Source organism: Aeromonas sp. FDAARGOS 1417 (assembly GCF_019046985.1).
Classification (GTDB): Bacteria; Pseudomonadota; Gammaproteobacteria; order Enterobacterales; family Aeromonadaceae; genus Aeromonas; species Aeromonas veronii.
The window spans coordinates 3,499,662-3,520,197 of the sequence record NZ_CP077221.1 but is presented as its reverse complement, the minus strand read 5'-3'; the positions used below and the strand labels follow the sequence as shown (position 1 = coordinate 3,520,197).

19 protein-coding genes are annotated in these 20,536 nt (G+C 57.9%); 11 read left to right on the top strand and 8 right to left on the bottom strand.

All coding sequences use genetic code 11. The annotated features are described in order from the left end of the window. Window positions 1-342: 342 nt before the first annotated feature. The 4 genes from I6L47_RS16215 to I6L47_RS16195 form a co-directional block, all read right to left on the bottom strand. Complete coding sequence (locus tag I6L47_RS16215) at window positions 343-1,392, bottom strand: DUF262 domain-containing protein (RefSeq protein ID WP_216947882.1); 1,050 nt, start codon at window positions 1,390-1,392, stop codon at window positions 343-345. Next, window positions 1,389-1,979, bottom strand: a complete 591-nt coding sequence (locus I6L47_RS16210) for a hypothetical protein (RefSeq protein ID WP_216947881.1) — start codon at window positions 1,977-1,979, stop codon at window positions 1,389-1,391. Before I6L47_RS16210 ends, I6L47_RS16215 begins: the two co-directional genes overlap by 4 nt. Before the next feature lie 467 nt (window positions 1,980-2,446). Beyond that, entirely contained in the window at window positions 2,447-3,532 is a 1,086-nt protein-coding gene (ydiK, locus tag I6L47_RS16200) for an AI-2E family transporter YdiK (protein WP_005356525.1), read from the bottom strand. Continuing rightward, a complete protein-coding gene (locus I6L47_RS16195) occupies window positions 3,529-4,917 on the bottom strand; it encodes a phosphatase PAP2 family protein (RefSeq protein ID WP_216947879.1) in 1,389 nt (462 codons plus the stop codon). The genes ydiK and I6L47_RS16195 overlap by 4 nt, the downstream gene beginning before the upstream one ends. Window positions 4,918-5,102: 185 nt before the next feature. On the opposite strand from I6L47_RS16195, the gene I6L47_RS16190 reads away from it, so the two are divergent. The 9 genes from I6L47_RS16190 (at window position 5,103) to I6L47_RS16150 (ending at window position 13,246) form a co-directional block, all read left to right on the top strand. After that, window positions 5,103-5,483, top strand: a complete 381-nt coding sequence (locus I6L47_RS16190) for a hypothetical protein (RefSeq protein ID WP_005340143.1) — start codon at window positions 5,103-5,105, stop codon at window positions 5,481-5,483. Between the two features lie 256 nt (window positions 5,484-5,739). Next, window positions 5,740-6,138 carry a ribosome-associated heat shock protein Hsp15 gene (gene hslR / locus I6L47_RS16185; protein WP_005340141.1) on the top strand — a complete coding sequence of 133 codons (399 nt, stop codon included), beginning with the start codon at window positions 5,740-5,742 and terminating at the stop codon, window positions 6,136-6,138. Between the two features lie 77 nt (window positions 6,139-6,215). After that, a complete protein-coding gene (hslO, locus tag I6L47_RS16180) occupies window positions 6,216-7,100 on the top strand; it encodes an Hsp33 family molecular chaperone HslO (RefSeq protein ID WP_216949373.1) in 885 nt (294 codons plus the stop codon). Between the two features lie 149 nt (window positions 7,101-7,249). Beyond that, window positions 7,250-8,875 carry a phosphoenolpyruvate carboxykinase (ATP) gene (gene pckA / locus I6L47_RS16175; RefSeq protein ID WP_005340139.1) on the top strand — a complete coding sequence of 542 codons (1,626 nt, stop codon included), beginning with the start codon at window positions 7,250-7,252 and terminating at the stop codon, window positions 8,873-8,875. A gap of 193 nt (window positions 8,876-9,068) precedes the next feature. Next, on the top strand, window positions 9,069-9,734 hold the full coding sequence (locus tag I6L47_RS16170) for a GntR family transcriptional regulator (RefSeq protein ID WP_005340138.1): 666 nt from the start codon (window positions 9,069-9,071) through the stop codon (window positions 9,732-9,734). Between the two features lie 33 nt (window positions 9,735-9,767). Beyond that, window positions 9,768-11,570, top strand: coding sequence for an aminopeptidase P family protein (locus I6L47_RS16165; protein ID WP_216947878.1), 1,803 nt, complete (start codon window positions 9,768-9,770; stop codon window positions 11,568-11,570). A gap of 87 nt (window positions 11,571-11,657) precedes the next feature. Then, entirely contained in the window at window positions 11,658-12,062 is a 405-nt protein-coding gene (locus I6L47_RS16160) for a nitrous oxide-stimulated promoter family protein (RefSeq protein WP_005356534.1), read from the top strand. 121 nt (window positions 12,063-12,183) lie between these two features. After that, the gene (locus I6L47_RS16155) at window positions 12,184-12,681 is read left to right on the top strand and encodes a GNAT family N-acetyltransferase (protein ID WP_005340127.1); all 498 of its coding nucleotides are present in this window, start codon (window positions 12,184-12,186) and stop codon (window positions 12,679-12,681) included. Between the two features lie 97 nt (window positions 12,682-12,778). Further along, the gene (locus I6L47_RS16150; RefSeq protein WP_005340126.1) at window positions 12,779-13,246 is read left to right on the top strand and encodes a glycine zipper 2TM domain-containing protein; all 468 of its coding nucleotides are present in this window, start codon (window positions 12,779-12,781) and stop codon (window positions 13,244-13,246) included. An 82-nt stretch (window positions 13,247-13,328) separates the two neighbouring features. Here the strand turns inward: I6L47_RS16150 and amt are convergent, their stop codons facing one another. Continuing rightward, window positions 13,329-14,756 (bottom strand): ammonium transporter, encoded by a 1,428-nt coding sequence (amt, locus tag I6L47_RS16145; protein WP_206900614.1) that lies wholly within the window; start codon window positions 14,754-14,756, stop codon window positions 13,329-13,331. A 505-nt stretch (window positions 14,757-15,261) separates the two neighbouring features. Here amt and I6L47_RS16140 point away from each other — a divergent pair. Further along, a complete protein-coding gene (locus I6L47_RS16140) occupies window positions 15,262-16,185 on the top strand; it encodes a GGDEF domain-containing protein (RefSeq protein ID WP_216947877.1) in 924 nt (307 codons plus the stop codon). Window positions 16,186-16,275: 90 nt separating this feature from the next. Here the strand turns inward: I6L47_RS16140 and I6L47_RS16135 are convergent, their stop codons facing one another. After that, window positions 16,276-16,896: an outer membrane beta-barrel protein gene (locus I6L47_RS16135; protein WP_216949372.1), complete on the bottom strand. Its 621-nt coding sequence runs from the start codon at window positions 16,894-16,896 to the stop codon at window positions 16,276-16,278. 250 nt (window positions 16,897-17,146) lie between these two features. Between I6L47_RS16135 and I6L47_RS16130 the strand changes: the two genes are divergently transcribed. Then, a complete protein-coding gene (locus I6L47_RS16130) occupies window positions 17,147-17,785 on the top strand; it encodes an exopolysaccharide biosynthesis protein (RefSeq protein WP_058056332.1) in 639 nt (212 codons plus the stop codon). A gap of 66 nt (window positions 17,786-17,851) precedes the next feature. On the opposite strand, the gene I6L47_RS16125 is transcribed toward I6L47_RS16130, so the two are convergent. Both I6L47_RS16125 and I6L47_RS16120 read right to left on the bottom strand, forming a co-directional pair. Then, window positions 17,852-19,126, bottom strand: coding sequence for an amino acid permease (locus tag I6L47_RS16125; RefSeq protein ID WP_216947876.1), 1,275 nt, complete (start codon window positions 19,124-19,126; stop codon window positions 17,852-17,854). 471 nt (window positions 19,127-19,597) lie between these two features. Next, entirely contained in the window at window positions 19,598-20,488 is an 891-nt protein-coding gene (locus tag I6L47_RS16120) for a sensor domain-containing diguanylate cyclase (RefSeq protein WP_216947875.1), read from the bottom strand. Window positions 20,489-20,536: the final 48 nt, after the last annotated feature.

Genomic DNA, 20,536 nt, shown 5'->3' with positions numbered 1-20,536 from the left:
CAGTGGGAGAAAGCGCGGCACTCCTTCGATTTTTTGATATATAGCCCCCGATCACACTACAGACTTGTTTATGAAGAAGAGGCCGGATGGTGCTTTTCATTGCCGCCCCAGAAGTGTATTTTTGCTCGGTGGCAAAAAGTAGAGCCAAAAGAGGATGTTGCTCGAGTGAGCTCAGCACTATAGGAAGGCCTGTAACACTATGATTTAAAATGATTTTTTAGCTAAATCGCTCATGGCGAACCGGAGTTATATGGAAGGCTCTATTAACGGATTAATACCGCCTTCCATCTAATCACTGTTATACATAAGGGCGTGTGAACAACACGCCCTTTTGAGAGGAGCTTAGAAACAAAATTCTTTCAGAATCTCGAATCGACGTTGCCTATTGTGGCCCTTCTTCGAACCCTCTTGACTCAAATCACGGTACTCCTCAACTAAATCAAGAGTGTTGTCGGGGTTGTTGTTCTCATAAATAGTAAAGAACTCTTCTAGCTTGTTGGCAACCAAAGTGGTGTCAACAGCCCTAATAGTTTGAAGATTGAGGACATGATATGAAATTACAAATATGTAGAACAAGTGGCCTTTCTTCTTGATAACTGATGTTAACGTTTCACGACCAGAAATAAGGGTGTTCATTACTCCTAATATGTCATTAACCAACGCTCTATCATCGTCTGCTTCAGGGTAGTTTTCATTGTACTGGTCATAAGCTTTGTTAATTGAACGTTGACTGTTGTCTTGTTCTATGCCCATACGAATGAATATCAGCAAAGTACTAATGAATTGGATGTCTTGCATTCTACGAATGTCTGGTTTGGTAAACACGCAGTAGTCAGACCAGAAATCATGTTGGGCAATCTCGGCTGCCAACTTAAGAAACAAACCGTTGAACTCAGCGTTTCTCAACTCTTGTGGGTTTAATGTTGTGCTCGTTCTATTTAATCGTAAAAACAGCTTTGCAATTTCATCTTTACTTAGGCTTTCGTTGATAAAACGAGACGAAAACTGATAACGCCAGAACTCTCTCTTGCGCTCAGGTGTAAGCTCAGAGAAAGACTTCCCTAAATAGTCAGCGTCTAAATTATCTATTCCTGATCTGGTTAACTTAAACTCATCATTCAAGAAACGCTGTATAGTTTTAAGGCGCTGTTGACCATCAACAATAGAGTACATCGTTTCACCGGTGTCGGGGTTTGTATCATTCGCCCATAAATAAATTTCCGGTATTGGGTAGCCTAGTAAAACCGTTTCAATGAGAGCTATTTGGTCTTTAGGCTGCCAAATATATTTTCGCTGATATGAGTCATCTACAGTGATAACCCCAGAACTAAGGTTGTCAGTCAACCATTTGATATCTTTTGACTCTACTTTAATTAAATCAATGGCTCTCATTCGTTTGTTTCCTCTAACTTTTCTTTCAGCTTTTTTAATCCGGACAGGTGGTAACGCTCAACCGACTCCCAAGAGTCGTATACTCTATAGTTTACCTCATGGGGTATACTAAAGAGCGTCTGAAAATCTTTCTTCAAAGGTTCTACTTTTCTTGACCATGTGTCAAAGAAACCTGCACGATTGTCGATTTCTTTTAAAGACACGAAGCCCTTGAATATATTCTTAGCGACCGATGCATAGGTGGGTAAGTATCCCCTAAGGTGCAAGTCAAGGTAGGCTTCCCACGATGCTTTAAAGATTGGTGAAGATACAACTACCAAATCGATATCAGATTCATCATTGAATCCACGATAGTCTTTGGTAGGGCTTAAACTAAAGCCCATCTTAGCGCTCCCTACGATAGCTATGTTATTAACGTGTAATTCAAGCTTTTTTGACATGTATAACTTGAAATCATCATAGTCCTGAGCGTAGTTAGCAGATTGTTTATGCTCCCTAAAATACCATGTATCATGCCCTAGGAGATAGCGCTGATATACATCTCTGATATTGTCTTCAATTAGTTTAGCTTTGAACTCTTCTAACATTTTACCAACTAAGGCCTTGAAAAATAATAGCTATTATACTGCGATTGTGATTGTGTTTAAATTGATTTTAGTGCTACTAAATGTATAACAAACTGTTTAAGAGTGATTCGCAACGCGTGGCATTTTTACCATGCGTTGAGTTTAGTGTTTAAGGTGGTATGCGGGAGCTGCTGTATTGCGTTACTCACACCTTAACAGAGTGTAGGTTCGATTAGCCGTCAGGCGTAATCGGACGTTCGCGTAAATCGAATTCCCCGCGATAACGGCGACTCTCATTTCCCCTCTGCCAGGTGCCGCTGATTCAAGGAAATACTGGAACAGCGGCATCTCGATCGTCCGATTACGCTTCGCTAATCGAACCTACATGGGACGGTAATAAAGCACAGAGCCGCCCTTATGGGCGGCTCTTGGTATCAGCGATGGATGGCTGAATCGTCTTGTTACCGAATCGTCTTTTTAATGAATCGTTATTGGGCCTTGGGCGCTTCCACTGCGGCTGTCGCCGGTTGGTCATCTTCCTTGATCCAGGCATCCAGCAGGGTGTAGCCCACCGCCAACACGACCGGGCCGATAAAGAGACCGATGATCCCCATGGTCAGCAAGCCACCGATTACCCCCACCAGAATCAGGATCAGCGGCAGGTCGGCGCCCCGCTTGATCAGGAAGGGGCGCAGGAAGTTGTCCATGGTGCCCGCAATCAGTGACCACACCAGCAGGAAGGTGCCCCAAGTGGTGTCGCCGCTCCAGTAGAGGTAGCCGATACAGGCCAGCAGCACCGGGAAGGGGCCGATCTGGGCGACGATCAACAGGAACATCACCACCACCAGCACCATGGCGTAGGGGATACCGGCAATCAGCAGGCCGACACCGGCCACCGAGGATTGCACCAGCGCGGTCACCACCACCCCCATGGCCACGGCGCGGATCGCCTGTGAAGCGAGCACAGTGGCGTTGTCGCCACGCTGACCCGCCAGCCGGTGGGCAAAGCGGCGAATGCCGGTCGCCACCACTTCACCGGAGTGATAGAGCACCCCGCAGATACCGACGGTCAGCAGGAAGTGGACGAACAGCAGCCCCAGATTACCGGCCTGAGACGCCAGCCAGCGGGCGGTCTGGCCGAAATAGGGGGCCAGCTTGGCAAACAGCACCTGACCACCGCTCGCCAGAATTTGCTGCCAGAAGTCATAGAGCTTGTCGCCCACCAGCGGAATTTGTTGCAGCCAGAGCAGCTCCGGCGGCGGTGACTGGCTGATATGGGTACCCAGCTCTATCAGCATGGGCGCCTTCTCCGCCACATTGGCCAGCGTCATAAAGAGCGGGATGACAAACATCAGCAGCAACACCAGCGTCATAAAGAGGGCCGCCAGGGTGCGCTTGCCCCACAACAGCCGCTGCACCATCAACATCAGCGGCCAAGTGGCGATGGTGATCATGGTGGCCCACACCAGCGCAGGCAGGAAGGGCTGCAACACCAGGAAACAGGAGATAATCAGGATGCTGAGAAACAGCACCCCCAGGGTTATCTTGGCCAAATCCACTTTTTTCACATTCATAGAGTTCCCTTTTCAGAGCCGTTGCCCTTGGGTCGTGTGTCGCATTTCAAGAAAGAGAGTATCCACCAGAGGCCAGCGCTCAACCAGAGCCCCAGCCCGAAAAAGAGCACAAACTGACCAAGCAGGATGGCCAGCGAACTGCTGGTCAGCAGCGGTAGCGCCCAGAGTCCTGCCCCTATCACCGCGCCCCCCGCCAGGGTGACCACGCCGGTCACAATGGGGGGATAACCGCCGCGAGTCAGGGAGCGCAAACCGCCAACCCAGAGCCCGAGCGCTGCCATGCCGATCCCGGCCAGATGGGCCGATTGGGTCAGCCCCCCGAGCGCCAGCGCAGATGCAATCAGCAGCAGCCAAGCTGCCGACTGCCTGTCGGCACGCCAGCAGGGGCGGGCGGCCAGCAGCAAGGCGCCGATCAGCAACCCCGCCGCCACGTCCGAGATAAAGTGTACCCCGAGCCAGATCCGCGCCAGACCTGTGGTCAGCGCCAGCAGCAAGGCCAGCGAATAGGCCAGCCCGCGCCGGGCAGGCCAGAGCCAGCCAAGCAGCGCGCCCCAGAACAGCAAGGCCGAGGCGGTATGGCCGCTCGGCATGCCAAAGCCTTGCGCGCTCTGGGCCGCCAGCAGCGGTTGCAGATGGAAGGGGCGCGGCCAGCCGATCCCCTCCTTGCTCGCCTGCACCAGCAAGCCGAGCCAGAGCATGGCGAACAGCAGCTGGCGCAGCCGCGGCCACCCCAGCAGCGGGAGCAGCAAAGGTATCAGGGCAAGCTGAAAGCCGCCTGAACCAAACAGATTGCTGACCGACAGCCACCAGACATCGGGCCCCAACCACTGTTGCAGACGCAGCATCAGCGGGATCTCGACCTGATGCAGCGCATTGCCCTGCGCCACAAAATCGGCCTGCCAGTGCACCTCGCTCTCAGGCACCTTATCCAGTCGGGATTGCAGCCAGTCGAGCTGATCCGGGAAACGGCGCTGCTCGCGGGGGAGCTGGTCGATAGCGATCAGCCGGGCGTTAAGGATCTCTCCCCCCAGATTGGGGGCCTTCAGCAGCGAGACAAAATCGGAATCTTGCTGCGCGACAATCGGTTCCAGCGTGCGACAAGCGAAGATAACCGCCCGCTGCCAGCGACCCAGCTCCTGCACCACCTCCCCCCGCAAGCCGGTCTCTTCATAGAGTTCGCGCAGTGCCGCCTGCTGCGGGCTCTCGCCGCCATCTATATAGCCACCGCTCAGGCTGTAGCGGGAGGAGATGCGATCCTGCACCAGCAGCAGTTGATCCTGATGGCGGATGGCGCAGGCCGCTGCCGTTGGGCCAGCCGGTTCGGCACTCAGGGCTGGCAGAGCGGCAAACAGCGCCAGCAAGAGTAAAAAGAGGGTTCTCGACATCAATTTGCTTTCCCTATGCACAATGGCGACAAGCCTCCCAGAAATCAGATAGTTGGGCAACGGTAGCGGCCGGATCGCTGCCGTTCCCGCCGCGCTGACGGCGTACGGAAGATTGCGATGAAGCAGGGCACTCCCTACTATTGGCGGCTATCTTCAATTTCATGCAGCAAACGCTGGAGCCCTTCATGAGACAGTTCGGCTTTTTCCTCGGCATCGCCATCGGTGTCATTTTGATCCTGTTCGGCAGCATCGTCATCTTCCAGGCGCTCCCTGCCGCACTGGATGTACTGGAGATGCCAAGCCGCATCCCGTTCGTGCGCGAGGTCTACACCTGGCTGATGACCAGCGCCAACGGCCTGACCGCCCAGTTGGAGCAGAACTTCCTGGAAGCCTTCCAGACCGTGCTCAAGCTGATCCTGCTCATCACCTTCATGTGGGTCTGCGTCAAGCTGGTCAACATGGGGGTGCTGATTATCCGTGCCGGGGTTGACCTCATCCGTACCGCCATCGCCCACAGCGAAGGCCCCCACGACCAGAAGAAGCCGGATCAGCACGATCACTTCTGACTCTGACATGGTCAACGGATGTGAACGCTGCCGCCCCCAACCGGGGCGGCAGCTTTATATGCGCGGTATGGAGGCCCCTCCCAGCCCCTATGAATACCCGATAAAGCAGCGGCTTTCCCTTGTGAATCAGCAAACTGCCCATATGTTGCATCACCTTGACATGGTTTGCGCCCCGCGCTGCGGCGACCCGGTTTCTATCCCGACCCCGTGCTCTGGTATAATCGACCACCTCTTTTCCCCGTTATGGAGCCTGTTCATGCCCAATCATGCAGAAAGTGCCCTCGAGGTTCGTCTCGACAAGTGGTTGTGGGCGGCCCGTTTCTACAAGACCCGCTCCATTGCGCGGGATCAGATCGACGGGGGCAAGGTGCACTACAATGGTCAGCGCAGCAAACCGGGCAAACAGGTGGAAGTGGGGGCACTGATCCGCTTCTGGCAGGGGCAGGACGAACGCGAAGTGCGGGTGCTGGCCTTGAGCGAGCAGCGCAAATCGGCTCCGCTGGCCCAGCAGCTCTATGAAGAGACCGCCGAGAGCCTGAAAAAACGGGCCGAGAACAGCGAGGCGCGCCGCTTCAACAGCCAGTTTGCCCCCAGCCCCGAGCGCCGCCCCGACAAGCAGGAGCGACGCCAGTTGCTCAAGGTCAAACAGTACTGACCGACCCCGATTTGATACCGGGCTGGCATCAACCCCAGCCCGCCCGATTTACCTCACCGAAAAGCCAGGAATACATGATGAGCAACCAAGATCTGCTGTATCGCTATCTGTTTGAAGAGTACGAAGTGCGTGGCGAGCTGGTCCAGTTGGATCACACCTACCGCCACGTAGTGGAAGCCCAGAACTACCCGGTGCAGGTGCAAAAACTGCTGGGCGAGCTGCTGGTCGCCACCAGCCTGCTGACCGCCACCCTCAAGTTTGAAGGCTCCATTACCGTACAGCTGCAGGGCGATGGCCCGGTGCGTCTGGCCGTGATCAACGGTGACAACAACCAGCAGCTGCGCGGCGTGGCCCGCTATGAAAGCGAACTGCCGAGCGATGGCAAGCTGCAGAGCCTGATTGGTAATGGCCAGCTGATCATCACCATCACCCCGGAGCAGGGCGAGCGCTATCAGGGCATCATCGCGCTGGACGCCGATACTCTGGCGGGCTGCCTGGAGCACTACTTTGCCCGCTCAGAACAGCTAGCCACCAAGCTGTGGATCCGCACCGGCTATCACGAAGGTGCGCCGCGCGCTGCCGGCATCATGCTGCAGGAGCTGCCCGCCCAGAGCGAGGATCACAGCAACGATTTCGATCACCTGACCCAGCTCACCAGCACCATCAAGGATGAAGAGCTGTTCGGCCTGCAGGCAGAAGAGATCCTCTACCGTCTCTACCATCAGGACAAGGTGCGGGTGTTCGATCCGCAGGCGGTCGAGTTCCGCTGCACCTGCTCCCGCGAGCGCTGCGAAGGGGCCCTGCTGCAGATAGAAAAGGAAGAGGTCATGGAGATGGTGCAGGAGCTCGGCAAGATCGACATGCACTGTGATTATTGCGGCGCCCAGTACCAATTTAATGGGATCGATGTCGAAACCCTGTTCAGCAGGGCTCCCGGCAATGATGCAAACCAGTTACACTAATTAAAGGCGGGCAAAACCCGCCTTTAACTTTAATAACAAAAAAATACCCTATTTTATAAAGTTTGATGGCGATCGCTAAACTCTACCACCTAAGTGATAGGATGACCGTCAGATAGAACCCTACCAACCTCTGAACCCAGGAGAATACAATGACAATCGTGGCAGAACCCACCCTGGCCCAACAATTAGGACTGGACCAGTACGGCATCAAAAACAGCCAAGAAATCGTTCGCAACCCCTCTTACGAGCAGCTTTTCGCGGAAGAGACACGCCCTGACCTGGAAGGGTTCGAGCGCGGTGTGGTGACCGAGCTGGGCGCCGTCAACGTAAACACCGGTATCTTCACCGGCCGCTCCCCGAAAGATAAATATATCGTCAAAGACGCCACTACCCAGGATACTGTGTGGTGGTCTGACCAGGGTAAAAACGATAACAAAGCCATTACCCCGGAAGTGTGGTCACATCTGAAAGGGCTGGTCACCAAACAGCTCTCCGGCAAGCGCCTGTTTGTGGTCGATGGCTTCTGCGGTGCCAACCCGGATACCCGCCTGGCCGTGCGCATCATCACCGAGGTGGCCTGGCAGGCACACTTCGTGAAAAACATGTTCATCCGCCCGAGCGATGAAGAGCTGAAAACCTTCAAGCCTGACTTCGTGGTGATGAACGGTGCCAAGTGCACCAACCCGAACTGGAAGGAGCAGGGTCTCAACTCCGAGAACTTCGTTGCCTTCAACATGACCGAGAAGATGCAGCTCATCGGTGGCACCTGGTACGGTGGCGAGATGAAGAAGGGCATGTTCTCCATGATGAACTACTTCCTGCCCCTGCGCGGCATTGCCTCCATGCACTGCTCCGCCAACGTGGGTCAGGACGGCGACGTCGCCATCTTCTTCGGCCTCTCCGGCACCGGCAAGACCACCCTCTCCACCGATCCCAAGCGTCAGCTGATCGGCGATGACGAGCACGGCTGGGATGACCACGGCGTGTTCAACTTCGAAGGGGGCTGCTACGCCAAGACCATCAAGCTCTCCGAAGAGGCGGAGCCGGACATCTACCACGCCATCCGTCGCGATGCGCTGCTGGAGAACGTGACCGTTGCTGCCGATGGCACCATCGACTTTGATGATGGCTCCAAGACCGAGAACACCCGCGTCTCCTACCCCATCTATCACATCGACAACATCGTCAAGCCGGTCTCCAAGGCTGGTCACGCCACCAAGGTGATCTTCCTGACTGCCGACGCCTTCGGCGTGCTGCCTCCGGTCTCCAAACTGACCAAGGAGCAGACCAAGTACCACTTCCTGTCTGGCTTCACCGCCAAACTGGCCGGTACCGAGCGCGGCATAACAGAGCCGACTCCGACCTTCTCCTCCTGCTTCGGCGCAGCCTTCCTCTCCCTGCACCCGACCAAGTACGGTCAGGAGCTGGTGAAACGGATGGAAGCGGCAGGTGCAGAGGCCTATCTGGTCAACACCGGCTGGAACGGCACCGGCAAGCGCATCTCCATCAAGGATACCCGCGCCATCATCGATGCCATCCTGGATGGCTCCATCGAGAAGGCCGAGACCAAGGTGCTGCCAATCTTCAATCTGGAGATCCCGACCGCGCTGCACGATGTGAACCCGGCAATCCTCGACCCGCGCGACACTTACGCCGACAAGGCCGAGTGGGATGCCAAGGCCGTCGATCTGGCAGGCCGTTTCATCAAGAACTTCGAGCGCTTCACCGATAACGACGAAGGCAAACGTCTGGTTGCGGCAGGCCCGCAGCTGTAACAGGCTCGCTTCGTATCAGTGACATCATGCCGGTCAGCCACGCTGACCGGCATTTTTGTTTTTGTGGAGCCCCGAACGCCGCCATCGGCCCCGTTAAAGGGGCCAAAACCTTGCCTTTGCCTGTTGTGACAGGTTAGATTCAGCCAAACTTTATACAATATACAATTCTGTAACGCCCAATCGTGACCCGACCATGACCCCACCCTACAAGACCCGAACCCAGATGGTGATGGAAAACCTCCGTGGCCGGATCCTCCGTGGGGAGTTCCCCGCTGGCGCCCCCTTGCGTCAGGATGCCATTGCCAAAGAGCTGGCCGTGAGCCGCATCCCGGTGCGCGAAGCCCTGATGCAGCTGGAAGCGCAGGGGCTGGTGAAGTTCGAAGCCCATCGCGGCGCCGTGGTCACCATGCTGGACGCCTCGGCCATTGAAGAGCTCTTTTATTTGCGAGCACTGCTGGAAGCCGATACCCTGTTTCACGCCGTCGACAAGATGACGGAAGCCACCTTCGCACAAGCGGAGGCGATCCTCGCCCAGTTTGATCACGCCCTGGAGTCAGGCACCCAGATTGAACATTGGGCCGAGTTGAACCACAGCTTTCACGCCACCCTCTATCAGGCAGCCGGTCGCCCCCAGGCACTTGAACTGATCGCCCAGATCAATCTGAGCTGTGACCGCTATGTCCGCTTCGAGCTGCTCTTTGCCAGCGACGGTGTGGACAAGGCGGAGCGTGAACACGCCCAATTGCTGGAACTGTGCCGCGCCCGGCGCAAGCACGAGGCGGTGGTGCTGCTCAGGCAGCATATCGAAGCGGCAGGTCAGTCGATCAAGCGGATCCTGGCCAGCGGCCATAAAAACTGAACACTCATATAGCAACCATCTGGCACTAACGACATGAATAATTTCGAGATAATTGAAACCCGCGTCGCCCAAGTCAGGGCCGAGCTGGCCATGCAGGAGTTGGACGCCTTTATCGTCCCCCACGATGATGAGCACCTCGGCGAGTACATCCCCGCCTATGCCGAGCGGCTTGACTGGATCACCGGTTTCAACGGCTCTGCCGGCGTCGCCATCATCATGGCCCAGCGGGCAGCCCTCTTTGTCGATGGTCGCTATACGGTGCAGGCGCGGATGCAAACTCCCGCCGAACTGTTCGAATTCCTCCACCTCATTGAAAATCCCCATGTGCAGTGGCTGGCCGAGCAGCTGCCGTCAGGCTCCCGGGTTGGCTTCGATGCCCGCCTGCACAGCCTGACCTGGTACAAGAATGCCAAGGCCGTGCTGGCCGACCGCGGTATCGAGCTGATCCGCGTCGAGCAGAACCCCATCGACCTGAACTGGAGCGATCGCCCGGAGCCGACCAAGAGCCCGGTCATCCTCTACAGCGAGGAGCTGGCGGGCCAGTCCAGCCAGTCCAAACGTGAACAGCTGGCGGCCGACCTGCGCAAGCGCGGGCTGGATGCCGTGCTGCTGACCCAGGCCGAGCCCATCAACTGGCTGCTCAACCTGCGTGGCCGCGATATCGACCGGCTGCCGGTGGTGCTGGGCTTTGCGGTGCTCTACGCCAACACCAGCATGGATTTCTTCGTCGATACCGACAAAATTGACTGCTTCGCCTTTACCCAACACGTGGGGCAGGATGTCTCCGTCTACCCCATCGACAAGCTGGGCGACGTGCTGCAGCGCATCGGTGAAGATCAGCAGAAGGTGCTGGCTGATCCGGACAGCGCCAACGCCTGGACCCAGCTCGTCATGGAAGAGGCGGGTGCCATTCTGGTGGCTGGCCAAGACCCCACCATGCTGCCGAAAGCGTGCAAGAACGAAATCGAGCTGACCGGTATGCGTGCCGCTCACCTGCGTGATGGTGTGGCCATGACCCGCTTCCTCGCCTGGCTGGATCGGCTGGTCGCCTCCGGCGAGTTCGAGGGGGTGGATGAAGGCACCCTGGCCGATCAGGTGGAAGCGTTCCGCCGCGAGCAGGAGCACTACGTCGAGCCGAGCTTCGATACCATCTCCGCGCTCGGCCCCAACGCCGCCATGTGCCACTACCACCATACCAATGGCGCCCCGCGTGCGTTTGGTCAGGACAGCCTCTATCTGCTGGACTCCGGCGCCCAGTATATGGATGGCACCACCGACATCACCCGCACCATCAAGGTGGGTGAGGTGACCGACGAGCAGAAAGCGATGTTTACCCGGGTACTGCAGGGCCATATCGCGCTGGATCAGGCCCGCTTCCCCCGTGGCACCGCCGGTATCCAGCTCGACGTGCTGGCCCGCATGCCGCTGTGGCAGGCCGGTTACAACTACGACCATGGCACCGGTCACGGCGTCGGCCACTTCCTGAGTGTCCACGAAGGCCCCCAGCGCATCGCGCCGAAAGGGAGCATGGTTGCCCTGCAACCGGGCATGGTGCTCTCCAACGAGCCGGGCTACTACCGTGAAGATGGCTTCGGCATCCGTTGCGAAAACCTGGTAGTGGTGACCGAGCTGGAACAGGTTGGCGAGCTGCCAATGCTGGGCTTCGAGCGTCTGACCTACGTGCCGTTCGATACCCGCCTGATCGACCGCAGCCTCCTGAGCCCGGCCGAATTCCGCTGGATCAACGAATACCATGTCGAGGTGTTCCGCCGCCTGAGCCCGCTGCTCGAGGGCGAGGATCTCGCCTGGCTGGAGCAGGCAACCAGCCTCATCTGATGACACAGGGCCTGCGGGCCCTGTTTTTTATCCCCCCTTTTGACCTGTATCAACATCCCATGCGAGCAGGTCAGGAGAATGGCGGCCATGAAAAGTCATCATGCCAGCCCAGCCCGGGGCTCACACGCCGCAGCCAGCAAAAAGGCGAGTGACCATCCCAGACTCATGCGCGAGCAGCAGACGGTCAGCGCCATGATCCGCCTCTACTGCCAGCACCATCATCAGGATCCCCATTGCCGCCACTGTCGCCAGTTGCGGGATTTCGCCCATCAGCGCCTTCGTCGCTGCCGTTATGGCCACGGCCACAAACCCACCTGCGCCAATTGCAACATCCACTGCTACGCCCCGGCGATGCGCAAACAGATCCAGCAGGTGATGAAGTGGAGCGGCCCGCGCATGTTGCTGCGCCACCCCTGGCTCACCCTCCGCCATCTGCTCGACGGCTTGCGCAAAGCGCCCAAACTGCCCCAGAGCCGCCCCCTGCCGCCATAGCCGCCATAGCCGCCAATCCCTTGCATCCGACAGGGGATGACCACTACCCTATGACTCCTTTTTTGCCGTTGACCCCAAGGTCAGCGGCGTTGCCGATCCGTTTGCTGCCGATGGAGTCCTGATGCACCACAACCCGCCCCTGCTACGCACCGCTACCCACAATGACATGCACGCCATCTGGCAGATCGATGCCAAGGTGTTTGGCGAAGATGTCTATCCCGCCTTCTTCTTCCGTCAGGCGATGGATTTGTGGCCCGAGTTGTTGCTGGTGGCCGAATACGAGGGGCAGCTGGTGGGGTATGTGCTGGGGGGATTTGGTCAGGAGCGGTCGCAAGGCTGGGTACTCTCGCTGGCGGTACTGCCCGAGGCACGCGGTTTTGGTCTGGCCGAGCGAATGATGCGCCAGATGGAGGCCAACCAGCAGGCGCTGCAGATCAGCGAACTGCGGCTCACGGTCGATCCGGCCAATCCGGCCCAGCGCCTCTACTACCGGCTCGGTTACACATTGCAGGCAGAAGTAGCCGACTATTTCGGCCCCGGAGAAGACCGTCTGCTGCTGGTTAAAACCCTCTCCGGTACAGCTGCGATTCAAGGACAAAACCGGTTACAGAACGCATAATTGGTTACATTTTGCCGATTTCATGTGTGACGGGGTTGGAGTAAAGTTCACTCATCAACCGGATTGTTCAAATTACGTGCAGCCCAGGAGGCCCACCATGTTGAAGCGTATGACCCTTATTGCCCTGCTGGCAGCAACCACCATCACCGGATGCGCCAACAGTGACGTTTACTCTGGCGATGTTTACACCAAAGACCGCGCCAAACAGGTGCAGACCGTCAGCTACGGCACCATCATCTCCACCCGCCCGGTGAAAATACAGGCCGATGAGAACTCCCTGATTGGCACCATTGGCGGCGCCGTAGTCGGCGGCCTGCTGGGCAGCACCGTTGGTGGCGGCACCGGACGCGACATCGCAGCCGCAGGCGGCGCCATCGCCGGTGCAGCGGCAGGCAACGCCATCGGCAACAAGATGAATCAGGTCGACGGCGTCGAGCTGGAGATCAAGAAAGAGAACGGCGAAGCCATCGTGGTCGTGCAGAAAGCCAGCCCCACCTTCACCCCGGGTGCTCGCGTGCGCATGACCCAGGGCAATGGCAGCATCAACGTGGCCGTCGTGAACTAAGCGTGTGAACTCAGGCTTTGCAGCTTTAGAGTCATAAAAAAACCGCCGATCCCGGCGGTTTTTTGTTGTCTGACGTTAGGGATTACATGCTGTAAGCCTTCTCGCCGTGGGAGGTGACATCCAGCCCTTCCCGCTCGGCATCGCCGTTCACCCGCAGGCCCACCAGCATGTCGACCGTCTTGAAGGCAATCGCCGCCACGGCACCGGACCAGAGCAGAGTAACACCGACCCCGATAGCCTGGATCTTCACCTGAGTCAGGATGGAGTAACCCTCGGCAACCTGATTGGTGACATAGTCCCACACCCCGGTACCGCCCAGATCCGGGCTGGCAAAAACGCCGGTCAGCAGGGCGCCGAGAATACCGCACACCCCGTGTACGCCAAACACGTCCAGACTGTCATCGGCCCCCAGCAGGCGCTTGAGACCGTGGACACCCCACAGACCCGCCACGCCACTGATAAGGCCCATCACCAGACCACCGCCCACACCGACGAAACCGGCTGCCGGGGTGATCACCACCAGACCGGACACCGCACCGGATGCCGCACCCAGCAGGGAGGGACGTCCCTTCATCACCCACTCGGCCAAGGTCCATGAGAGAGCTGCCGCAGCCGGCGCCACCCAGGTGTTGATAAAGGCGAGTGCGGCGATACCGTTGGCTTCCAGCGCGGAGCCCGCGTTGAAACCGAACCAGCCGAACCAGAGCAGGGAGGCACCGATCATGGTCATGGTCAGGCTGTGGGGGGTCATGGGATCACGACCGTAGCCCAGACGCTTGCCCACCAGATAGGCACCCACCAGACCCGCCACGGCAGCGTTGATGTGCACCACTGTGCCGCCTGCAAAGTCCAGCGCACCATGCTGGAACAGATAGCCGGCAGTGGCGGTCGCCGTGGCCGCAGCCTCGGCGCTGGTATAGGCATCCGGACCCGCCCAGTACCACACCATATGAGCCAGCGGGATATAGGCGAAGGTGAACCAGATCACCGAGAAGAGCAGCACGGCAGCAAACTTGATGCGCTCGGCAAACGCCCCCACGATAAGGCCGCAGGTGATGGCGGCAAAGGCCCCCTGGAACACCACATAGATCAGCTCGCTGATCCCGACACCCTTGCTGAAGGTGGCGGCGATGGAGTCAGGGGTCACCCCCTTGAGCAGCACCTTGCTGAAGGAGCCGTAGAAATTGCCCCCTTCGGTAAAGGCCAGCGAATAGCCGTAGATCACCCAGAGCACGCAGATGAGGCAGAACAGGGTAAAGACCTGCATCAGCACGCTCAGCATGTTTTTGGCCCGCACCAGACCACCGTAGAAGAGGGCGAGACCGGGGATCGACATCAGGATCACCAGCGCCGCCGAGAGCAGCATCCAGGTGTTGTCACCCTTGTTGATTGTCATGGCGGCAACCGGAGCCACCGCCGCCTGTACCTGAGCGACCTCTTCGGCCCAACTTGGGGTAACCAGCAAGGCAGGCAACATCGTCAGACCCGCCATCATCCATTTTTTGACCATAGAGCACTCTCCTTCCCTGTCGTACCGGTACAAGACCGGCTCCGTTTCCCTGATTGAATCTGTGGCGAACCGCAAGGTGTTGCTGCAACCCGCCAGAATCACACCCGCGCCCGGCACGGGGATGCCTCTTGCCACTTCCTCATCACTGCGTCTGCCGCCGATGACCGCAAGAGACCGTCTGACATGTAAAATGCATAAAGCAGGCCATAAATTTAAATCCTTTTAAATCATGGCATTAATAAGATTTCGGATCATCAATGCACCAATTTGGCGCATGAGCTGCGCTAACCTGCCCAGGGTCGCCCTGTCACAGGGCAGGCGATACTTCACGCACCAGAAGTGCGCAAACCCTGAGCCAGCCCACAAGCTGACGTCATCGATATCGCGCGCTGCGGGTCCGCTCGTTTACACTGACAGACCAGCCGTTTCCTGTTATCCGACCACGGCATGCCATTACGCAGCCTCTTGTTTGCAACCTGATGGCAGGCCCAATCCGAGGAACACCATGCAGTTCGATCGTCTCGACATCAGCCTCTCCCACTACCGTCATCTCGACCGGGAGCATCGCGCCCACATCGCGCTGCTGGGGATAGTGATGCTGGCCATCATGGCCCTTCATCTGTTGCTGCTGCCCCACTTCCCCTACGAACGCTTTTACGCCGTCAGCTTTGGCTTCGAGGTGATCAACTGGCTCACCATGCTGTTCCTGTTCTGGGTGGTGCAGTGCGCCCACCTGCCCACCCATACCTACCGCATGCTCTCCTGCGGTCTGATGTTGTGGATCATGGGGGCCACCGCCGACATCATGGATGAGCTGGTGGCGCAGCCACTCTGGCTCGCCATCTATGCAGAGGATTTGCTGCGCTCCAGCGGCATCCTGCTCAGCAGCATCGGTATCCTGAGCACCATGCACCACCTCTTCCACATCAACACCCAGCTCAGACAGCAGGCGCTGTTCGACGATCTGACTAGGCTGCCAAACCGGCGCTACTTTCATCAGCAGCTGTTTCTGGAGCAGGGGATTTGCCACGTTCTCATCCTGCTGGATCTCGATCACTTCAAGCGGATCAATGACAACTACGGCCACGATATCGGGGATCGGGTGTTGCAGCAGTTTGGCGAGCTGTTGCAACAGCACTGCCCGCCCGGTGCGCTGGCGGCCCGTGTCGGGGGTGAAGAGTTTGCCCTGCTGCTGCCCGTCGCCCACGAAGCCGAGCTGCAGCAACTGGCCAACACCCTGCTCACTGCGACACGTACCATAGCCCCAGATCCGGCCCATACCATGACGGTCAGTCTGGGAGTGGGGATCCGCGAGCCTAGGGAACCGGCAGTCTCGCTGTTCAAACGGGTGGATCAGGCGCTTTATGGCGCCAAGGAGGCGGGCAGAAACTGCGCGGTATGGGCGACGCCGACTAACAAGGAGGTATGAAGATCTGCAGGTTGATTGCCGATCACGGCGAAACATTGCTGCTGAAACAGGGGCCCAATGGTCCCTGTTTCATAGGGAAAATCCCCTCGCTTAAAAGCGGAAGGTAAGACCGATATTGACCTGCCACTGGGTTACCAGCTCCCCGCGTACCTTGAACACGCACTGCTCCGGGTTGCAGAGAAACTGGTTGTTATCGTTGACCAGCGAGCCATAACCGCGCACCTCGGCCCGCAGGGCCAGATGCTCGGCGAGGCGTGGTTGCACCCCGAGCGCCAGCGACATGGAAGGAGTCACCTCGCTGTCGTAGGCGGCAAAGCGGGTCACCCCGATCCCGGCGCCGATATAGGGCGCCATCAGGTTGTCAGAGAGAGTCAGCGCACCGGCAAAGTGCAAAGTATCCACCGTCAGGCGATCCGGCTGGTCGGGAGAGAGGGTGGTGGACTGATGGCTGTAGAGCAGCTCAATCATGCCGGGATCATCCACCTCCTTGCTGATAAAGAAGCCCCAGCTGCCGGAGCTCTGTCCTTGCAGTGAATCGAGCGAGGCCGAGCGCGAGACCGGCTGCACCTCATCACTCTTCTCAAAATCGATGGCTGAGCTGTAGCCGAAAAATGGCGTCACCTGCCAACCGGATGTGGTCGCGGCCTCGCTACTCCAGGCCTGCCCCAGTGGCAGCAACAGCCCCATCATCGCTATCCCGGCTCTCTTCATCATCATCCCCTGCTCCCTGTGTGATTGTGCAGAAAGCATACCAGAGGCGTCCTGCGCCCATCCTAAACAGCGGCTGTACCGGATCACTTTCATCGCGCGATGTCCCTCTCGCCTGAACCCTGCCACTCCGCCCCACTGGCGCCGCTATGCGCCCCTGCCACCATTCATCGACGGTTAACCTCTGCCACGTATGCTGGCGCAAAATCGGGCCATCGGGGCCCGTTATCACCACTCAGAAGGACATCAGGGAATGGTTGCCGCGCAACTCAACGACCCCAAAACTACCCTCGCGGATACCCTGCGGGCCACCGCGCATGCCATCGACGAGAGCCACATCAGCCTGCGCCAGATGCTTGCGCTGGTGGGCGAGCAGGGCATGCTGCTGTTTTGCGTGCTGCTCACCGTCCCCTTTCTGTTGCCGGTCTCCATCCCCGGCGTCAGCACCCCGTTTGGCCTGCTGATCCTCTTTATCGGCATCGGCATCACCCTCAATCGGGTGCCCTGGCTGCCCGCCATGCTGATGGAGCGCCGCTTTGCCGCCGACCAACTCAAGCCGACCCTGCACAAGGGGGCGGATCTGCTGGCCCGGGTCGATCGCGTTATCCGCCCGCGCCTGCTGGTGCTGACCGGCAGCAACACGGTCAACCGCTGCAACGGCCTGCTGATCATGCTGGCCGCCCTGCTGCTGATGCTACCCCTGGGCGCCATCCCGTTCACCAACGCCATGCCTGCCTGGGCCATCCTGCTGCTGGCCACCGGCATGTTGCAGCGGGACGGTCTGTTCGTCGCCAGCGGCTATCTGCTGGTAAGCGCAACCCTGGTCTGGTTCAGCGTGCTGGCCATCGGCTTGCTGATGGCGGGCCAGAGCGCCAGCGGCCTGCTCGGCTAACCCCGATGCACAGAAAAAGGGCGACCAGATGGTCGCCCTTTTTGATTTGTGCGGGATACCGCCCGGTCAAAGCAGATCGTAGATAAGGGCCGAGATGGCAAGCAGCCCCATCACCAACACAAAAAGGGTACTCGGCCCGCGATAACGCTTGAGTGCGGGCAAGCGATAGATGGAGCAGGCCGGCAGCAGAAACAGGATCACCGCGATCAGCGGGCCACTGACGCGCTCGATAATGTCGAGCACGTTGGGGTTCAGATAGGTGATGACGGCGGTCACCATAAACAGGATCACCGATGACACCCGGGCGATGGTCGACTCCTTGAGGGAGAGCCCCAGCCCCTGACAGGCACCGCTCACCATGCTCACCGTCCCCTCGCTCACCCCCATGGAGGTGCCGAGGAAGGATTTGGACATGGCCAGAATGGCGATGAGCGGCCCCACATAGGCGATCAGCGGATTGGAGAACTTGTTCGCCAGCGCCGACAGCACGGAGATATTGTCGGTGCGGGCCAGCGCCATCTCGGCCTGACTCAGACTCATCACGCAGCTCACCACGAAAAAGAGCACGCTGCCGCAAATCAGCAGGCTGCTGTACTTGATGATCCGCTTGGCGCGCAGGTCAGCACTCTCCTGACAACGCTTTTTCTGCGCCGCGCTGAAGGAAGAAATAATGGGCGCATGGCTGAAGGAGAACACCATCACCGGCACGATCAGCCAGAGGGATTTCCAGAACGCCGGATCCCGCCAGTCCACCGACTGACTCTCGCTGAAATAGGAGAGGCTCCACTGGGGCAGCAGATAGATGGAGAGGCCAATCAGAAAGGCGACCATCGGTAGCGCCAGCACGCTGATGGCCGACACCACGATCTGTTTGCCGGCCAGCAGCACCAGATGCAGGCCCAGCATCACCCCCAGCACCAGCAAGCCGCGCGGAAGCTCGGCATCCCCCAGCTGGTGGACTACAAAGCTCTGGATCGCATTGGTGATGGAGATGCTGTAGACCAGAATGATGGGGTAGAAGGCCATCAGATAGACCAGCATCAGCAGCTTGCCCGCCTTGGCACCGAAGTGCTCCTCCACCACATGGGTGATATCCCCTTCCCGATGGGAGCTGGAGAGCACAAAGCGGCTCAATGCCCGATGGGAATAATAAGAGAGCGGAAAAGCCAGCAATAAAATAAACAGTAAAATAACCGGAGAATTACTGCCAACCGTAATAGGGAGAAATAACGTACCGGCACCGACAGCAGTGGCATATAGGCCCATGGTCCATACCGAATCGCTTTTCTCCCATTTCAATTTTGAAACAGGGTTACTCTTTTCAGCAATAGAAACACTCATTGCAATATATACCTTATTAATCTGTCATCATTATTTTTATTGGCCCGAATAACAGGCTGGAGATATGTCTTTGCATATCGCCATGCACATGAAAAAACAACGCCGCCAGCGGCCAACAGGGCCACCGGAGAGAGACGGAGCTGCCACGCTACCATCGTTGAAATCGCTATCCGGGTCAAGGTTAATAATTCATGACTGTTTGAATCGGAATGTTTCAAAAGACAACAGGATGTATCACATTCGTCACCCAAAACCAGATTCACGCCTGTTTGATAACATACCGATAAAACCTCATGCTGTTGCCCAACAACACAAATAAGACCAGCGATCAGGCCGATAATATTAACACCTTAAGCTGTGGAATATGAGTTAAATAATACGGCCAACTTTTCTACTAATTGACAGTGATGTCAGCCAATTTATTCAGGGTAAAAGCGCAGGCTATTTCCCACAGCGACCGGAGCGGCACTTTCAACCTGCCGGGCAGTGCGCCACCCGGTTGCGCCCTGCCCGCTTGGCCCGATAGAGCCACTCGTCGGCCCGGGCCAGCGCCTGATTGATCTCCTCCTCCGGCTGCACCAGGGTTGTGCCCAGACTGACCGTGATGGCGACCGGATCGGCAGGCAATGCTTCGACGGCGGCACGGATCTGCTCCGCCATCTGCAGCAAACCGGCCTCATCGATCCGCGGTAGCAGGATCAGAAACTCCTCGCCACCGCTGCGCACAAAGAGATCGTCCGCCCGCAACAGGGCATCGATGCAGCCACTGAATCGCTGCAAGGCTCGATCTCCCTGCTGATGGCCGTAACGATCGTTGATCTGCTTGAAGTGATCGATGTCGAGCATGATAAGACCGCAGGGCGCATCTCCTGCCCGCAACGGCTGGCAGTGCTCAAAGAAGAACCGGCGGTTGTAGAGGCCGGTCAGCTGGTCGGTTTCACTCTGGCGCAGCAGTCGCTGCTGCAACTCGTACTGGCGGGTGATATTGCGGGTCACCCAGGCCACCGCCCGCTTGCCGTCATAGAGGGAGGGCAGCGGCGCAATCTTGCCCTCAAAACGCTGTATCCCTTGCGGCCCGGCGGCGGCATTAATCCCCCCCACCTCGGCGGCGGAGAGCTCATACTCCACCACTAGCACCTGACCGCTCGCCAGCGACTCTGCTACCTGCGCCTTGACCCATATGGCCATCTCGGGTGGCAGCACATCGGCCAGCTGCTTGCCCGCCAGCGGATTGCCATCGTGATAGGATTGCTGCTCCATGCCGCCGATATATTCCACGTAATAGCCATCTTCACTGAGGATAAAGACGGGATCTGGCAGCTGGGCCATCACTTCATAAAGCTGGGTTACCGAAAGCGCCACGGAGACTCCTGTACTTCAGCGTCAAACAGGGGGGAGATATTCTGCCTC